Below are 5928 nucleotides of genomic sequence, written 5' to 3'. Positions count from 1 at the left end.
GAGGCGGTGAGTGCCGAGGAGTTGATGTCACCGGAGTACTGGGTGCGGCACGTGCGGCGGACCGTGCGTTACGCCGACGCCGTCCGCACCCTCGCGGACCAGAACGTCACCCGCTACCTGGAACTCGGGCCCGACGGCACCCTCTCCGCACTCGCCCAGGCTGTCCTGCCCTCGGCGGGCGAGGACCCGGAGGCGGCCGTGGCGCAGTACGTGGCGGTGCCGGCGCTGCGCAAGGACGGGTCGGAGGCGGGAAGTCTGCTCCGTGCCGTCGGGACGCTGCACGTGCACGGGCACGGCCCGGACTGGTCCGCACTGTTCCCCTGCGCCCGGCGCGTCGAACTGCCCACCTATGCCTTCCAGCGGGCCCGGTACTGGCTGGCCGACGCCGCGTCCGACCCGGAGGACGGTCAGGCGCAGGCCGTGGACTCGGCGTTCTGGTCCGCTGTTCGCAAGGGCGACGTCCGGGACCTGGCGGAGCGGCTGGCCCTCGACCCCGACGTCCTGGCGCCCGTGCTGCCCGCCTTGACGGCCTGGCACCACGACAGCATGCAACGGGCCACCGCGGAATCCTGGCAGTACCGGGAGATCTGGACACCGCTGCAGTCCCCGGCGGGTTCCCCGGCCGGGCTGTGGCTGGTGCCCTTCTGCGCGAGCGACCCGGACGCCGCCGGGACAGCCGCGACCCTGGTGGAGGCGTTCGCCGTCGCCGGGGCGGACGCGAGCCCCTTCCCCGTGGCCGCTGATGCGGACCGCGACCGGCTCACGACGGCATTCACCGAGGCCACCGCACACCACGGCGGCACGGTGCGGCTGCTGTCACTGCTCGCCCTCACCGAGACGCCCCACCCGGCTCATGCGGACGTTCCCCTCGGTCTGCACCTCAACACCCTGCTGGTGCAGGCGCTGGCCGAGACCGGCACCAAGGCACGGCTGTGGGCGGCCACGCAGTCCGCGGCGTCCGTCGGTGCCGCCGACCGGCTGACCCGGCCACTGCAGGCCACCACCTGGGGCCTCGGCCGGACCGTGGCCGTCGAGCACACCGATCTGTGGGCCGGCCTCGTCGACCTTCCGCCGGATCCGGACCAGCGTGCGCTGGCCCGGCTGGTGGCGGTCGTCGCGGAGCCCGGCGACGAGAACGAGCTGGCGGTACGCGGATCCGCCGTCTTCGCCCGCAGGCTGATTCGTGTCGCCCGCGACGGCGACGAGGACCGTCCCGTACCGAGGCTCACCGGAACGACACTGATCACCGGCGGCACCGGCATCATCGGCGCGCATGTGGCACGTCGTCTCGCCCGGGAAGGCGCCGAGCACCTGCTGCTCGTCAGCCGGCGCGGCCCGGCGGCGCCCGGCGCCGACGAGCTGCGCCGCGAACTGGAGGAGGCAGGCGCCCAGGTAACCGTCGCCGCCTGCGACCCCGCCGACCGGACCGCCCTGGACGAACTGCTCGCCACCGTCCCGGGTGACCGGCCGCTGACCACGGTGCTGCATGTCGCGGGCGTCCTCGACGACGCGCCGCTCACCGCGATGGACCCCGGGCGTTACGCCATCGTCCTGCGCGCCAAGCTCCGGGCGGCCGTCAACCTGGACGAGGCCACCCGGCACCTGGGCACCCCCCTGGCGGCGTTCGTGCTCTTCTCGTCCATCGCCGGTGCGCTCGGCTCGGCGGGCCAGGCCGGATACGCGGCCGGAAACGCCTTCCTCGACGCCCTCGCCCGGCAGCGGCGCGCCGCCGGACTCACGGCCACCTCCGTCGCCTGGGGGCCATGGGCCGGTGGCGGCATGGCCGACGACCCCGAGGTACTGACGCGGCTGCGGCGCGGTGGCCTGGCCCCGATGGAGGTCGAACCCGCGCTCACCGCCCTCGACAGCCTGCTCGCCCACGACGACGCCTGGGCACTGGTCTCCGACGTCGACTGGGCCAGGATCGCCGCCGGGCGGCGCGGTCTGCCGGGTGGCGCGCTGCTGAGCCGTATCCCCGAGGCCGCCCGGGGCATGGCGGCGGCCGAGGATCACACGGGAGGCGCCGGCAGCCGGCTGCGCGCCGAACTCGCCCCGCTGGGTGCGGCGGAACGCAGGCAGCTACTGCTCAAACTGGTGCGCCACAGTGCCGCCACCGCGCTGGGCCATCCGACACCGGAGAGCATCCAGCCGACCCGTGCCTTCCAGGACTGCGGCTTCGACTCGCTCACCGCCGTGGAACTCCGCAACCTGCTGGCCACCGGCACCGGCCTCGCGCTGCCGACGACACTGGTCTTCGACCACCCGACGCCCCTCGCCCTCGCCGACCACCTGGTGTGCGAACTCGCCGACGGCACCCCGCCCGCCGGCCACCGGCCCACCGGTGCGGAACTGATCCCGGCGGGCGGCAGCGGCGGCGCCGACGACGAACCGATCGCCATCGTCGCGATGGCCTGTCGGCTTCCCGGCCGGATCACCTCGCCCGAGGAACTGTGGGACCTCCTGGCCGACGGCGGCGACGCCATCGCCCCCTTCCCGACCGACCGCGGCTGGGACCTCGACACGCTGTACGACCCCGACTCGCTGCGGCCCGGCACCAGTTACGTCGACGAGGGCGGCTTCCTGTCCGGCGCCGACGCCTTCGACGCCGCCTTCTTCGGGATCTCGCCGCGCGAGGCCGTCGCCATCGACCCCCAGCAGCGGCTGCTGCTGGAGGTCTCCTGGGAGACGGTCGAGCGGGCCGGTATCGATCCGCGCTCACTGCGCGGCAGCCGCACCGGTCTGTTCGTCGGCTGCGGACACCAGGGCTACGGCGCCACGCTCACCGAGGTCCCCGACGACGTACGCGGCCACATGCTCACCGGCAGCGCGGCGAGCCTGGCCTCCGGCCGGGTGTCGTACGCGCTCGGACTGGAGGGCCCCGCGATCACCCTCGACACGGCGTGTTCGTCGTCTTTGGTGGCGTTGCATCTTGCGGTGCAGGCGTTGCGGAACGGTGAGTGTGATCTGGCGTTGGCCGGTGGTGTGACGGTGATGTCGACGCCGGGTGTGTTCGTGGAGTTCTCGCGGCAGCGGGGGCTTGCGGTGGACGGTCGGTGCAAGGCGTTCGCGGAGGGTGCGGACGGTACCGGGTGGTCCGAGGGTGTGGGCATGCTGCTGGTGGAGCGGCTGTCGGAGGCGCGTCGCAATGGTCATCGGGTGTTGGCGGTGGTGCGGGGGAGTGCGGTCAATCAGGACGGTGCTTCGAATGGTCTGACCGCCCCCAACGGTCCTTCGCAGCAGCGGGTCATTCGTGCGGCGCTGGCCGGTGCGGGGTTGTCGGCGGCGGATGTGGACGCGGTGGAGGCGCACGGTACGGGTACGACGTTGGGTGATCCGATCGAGGCGCAGGCGCTGATCGCGACGTACGGCCGGGATCGTGAGCGGCCGTTGTGGCTGGGGTCGGTGAAGTCGAACATCGGGCACACGCAGGCCGCCGCGGGTGTGGCGGGTGTCATCAAGATGGTGCTGGCCATGCGGCACGGGACGTTGCCGCGCACCCTGCACGTGGATGAGCCCTCGTCCCATGTCGACTGGTCGGCGGGTGACGTACGACTGCTCACGGAGTCGCGTGACTGGGTGAGGGAGGAGGACCGGCCGCGCCGCGCCGCCGTCTCCGCCTTCGGAGTGAGCGGCACCAACGCACACGCCATCATCGAGGAGGCGCCCTCCGAGGAAGCCCCCGACGACCCGGAAGCGCTCTCCGGCGATTCTGCGCCCGTCGGCTCCCGCACACTACCGCAGGAGACACCCCCGGTACTGCCCTGGGTACTGTCCGCCCGTACCCCCGAAGCCCTGCCCGCCCAGGCCGCACGTCTCCTCGCGCACCTGAGGGAACACCCCGGCGACGCGCCACTCGACCTCGCCTGGTCGCTCGCCGCGCACCGAGCGGCACTCCCGTACCGGGCCACCCTGATCGGCACCGGTCACGACGAACTCGTCGCGAAACTGGCCGCGTTCGCCGAAGGCGACAGCGCCGAGGGCATCGTCACCGGCACCGCGCAGCCCGACGGTCGCACGGCGTTCCTGTTCGCGGGTCAGGGATCTCAACGGCCCGGCATGGGCCAGGGGTTGTACGAGACGTATCCGGCCTTCGCCGAGGCCTTCGACGCGGTGGACGCCGAACTCCCCTTCAGCTTGCGGGAGGTGGTCTTCGGTGAGGACGCGGAACGTCTGAACCGGACCGAGTACGCCCAGCCCGCTCTGTTCGCCCTTGAGGTGGCGCTGTTCCGGTTGCTGGAGTCCTGGGGTGTGCGCCCGGATGTGCTGGCCGGTCATTCGATCGGTGAGATCGCGGCGGCGCATGTGGCCGGGGTGTGGTCTCTGGCGGACGCCTGCCGTCTGGTGGTGGCGCGTGGCCGGTTGATGCAGGCGCTGCCCGAGGGCGGTGCGATGGTCGCGCTCCAGGCCGCCGAGGAGGAGGTGCTGCCGCTGCTCGACGGCCGGGTGGGTGTCGCGGCGGTCAACGGTCCGCGGGCGGTGGTGATTTCGGGTGCGGCCGACGCGGTCGAGGAGGTGGCCGCCCACTTCCGCGCCCAGGATCGCAAGGTGACGGCCCTGCGGGTGAGCCATGCCTTCCACTCGCCGCTGATGGAGCCGATGCTCGACGACTTCCGGGTCATCGCCGAGAGCCTCGAGTACGCGGACCCGACCCTCCCGATCGTCTCCACCCTCACGGGCACGACCGCCACCCCCGAGGAACTGCGCTCCCCCGACCACTGGGTGCGGCACGTCCGCCACGCGGTCCGCTTCGCCGAGGGCGTGCGCACCCTCGCAGCGCGCGGCATCACCCGCTACCTGGAACTCGGCCCCGACGGCACCCTCACCGCCCTGGCCCAGGCCTGCCCGGAGGCCCTCGCCGCGGCCGACACCGGCAGCGCCGGCATCCTGTTCGCGGCCACCCTCCGCAAGGACCGCGACGAACCGGTCAGCGCCCTCACGACGCTCTCCCGCCTGCACGCCCACGGCACCACGGTCACCTGGGAGGCCGTCCTGCCCGGCGGACGCCGGGTGGAGCTGCCCACGTACGCCTTCCAGCACCAGCGCTACTGGCTGGCCGACCAGAGCCGCCCCGCCACGGGCAGCGGCGTCAACGCCGAGCAGCAGACCGGTGGCGCCGCCGAAACCGAGTTCTGGGACGCCGTCGAGCGTGGCGACCTCGGTTCCCTGGCCGAGTCGCTGGGGCTCGCCGAGGAGTCCCTCGACGGCCTGGTCCCTGCCCTCTCGTCCTGGCGGCGCCGTCGCCAGGAACGCTCCCGGGTGGACCGGTGGTTCTACCGGGCACACTGGAAGCCGCTCGACCCGTCGTCCACCACCGTGCTCTCCGGTCGCTGGCTCCTGCTCCTCCCCGAAGGCGCCACACAGGACGCCGCTACGGACGCCCTCACGGCGGAACTCGCCGCACGCGGCGCCGAACCCGTGATCGTCGAGATTCCCGATGCGCCCGAACGGGCCTCCCTCGCTGCACAGTTGACCTCCGCCTCCGACGGCGTGTCCGGAGTCCTCCTCGCCACCGGGACCACGGGTGACGCGACGCAGACGTGTGCTGCGGTGACCCTGGTCGTCCAGGCGCTCGCGGATGCGGGTGTGGGGGGCCGGTTGTGGGTGTTGACGCGGGGTGGTGTGTCGGTGGGCCGTTCGGACGGTCCGGCTGATCCGGTGCAGGGTGCGGTGTGGGGTCTGGGCCGGGTGGCGGCTCTGGAGTACCCGGATCGCTGGGGTGGTCTGGTCGACCTGCCCGAGGCCCTCGACCGCCGAGCAACGCGGAGGCTTGCCGCGGTCCTGGCCGGCGGAACCGCCGACGAGGACCAGCTCGCGCTGCGCGCATCGGGAGTCTTCGGCCGCCGGCTGGAACGCGTGCCCGCCACCGGCGGGGAGACGCCCTGGCGTCCGCGGGGCACTGTGCTGGTCACTGGTGGTACGGGTGCGTTG

The 5928-nt window shown here is 73.1% G+C and carries 1 protein-coding gene; it reads left to right on the top strand.

Annotated elements, in window-relative coordinates; all coding sequences use genetic code 11:
• Nucleotides 1-24: 24 nt before the first annotated feature.
• On the top strand, nucleotides 25-5928 hold a 5904-nt coding region (locus ACWC5O_RS44925), incomplete at its 3' end, for an SDR family NAD(P)-dependent oxidoreductase (RefSeq protein WP_450781324.1).

The sequence above is a fragment of the Streptomyces sp. NPDC001450 genome, assembly GCF_053597295.1.
Note: the sequence above shows the minus strand (reverse complement) of the source record. Positions and strands in the feature narration are given on the sequence as shown.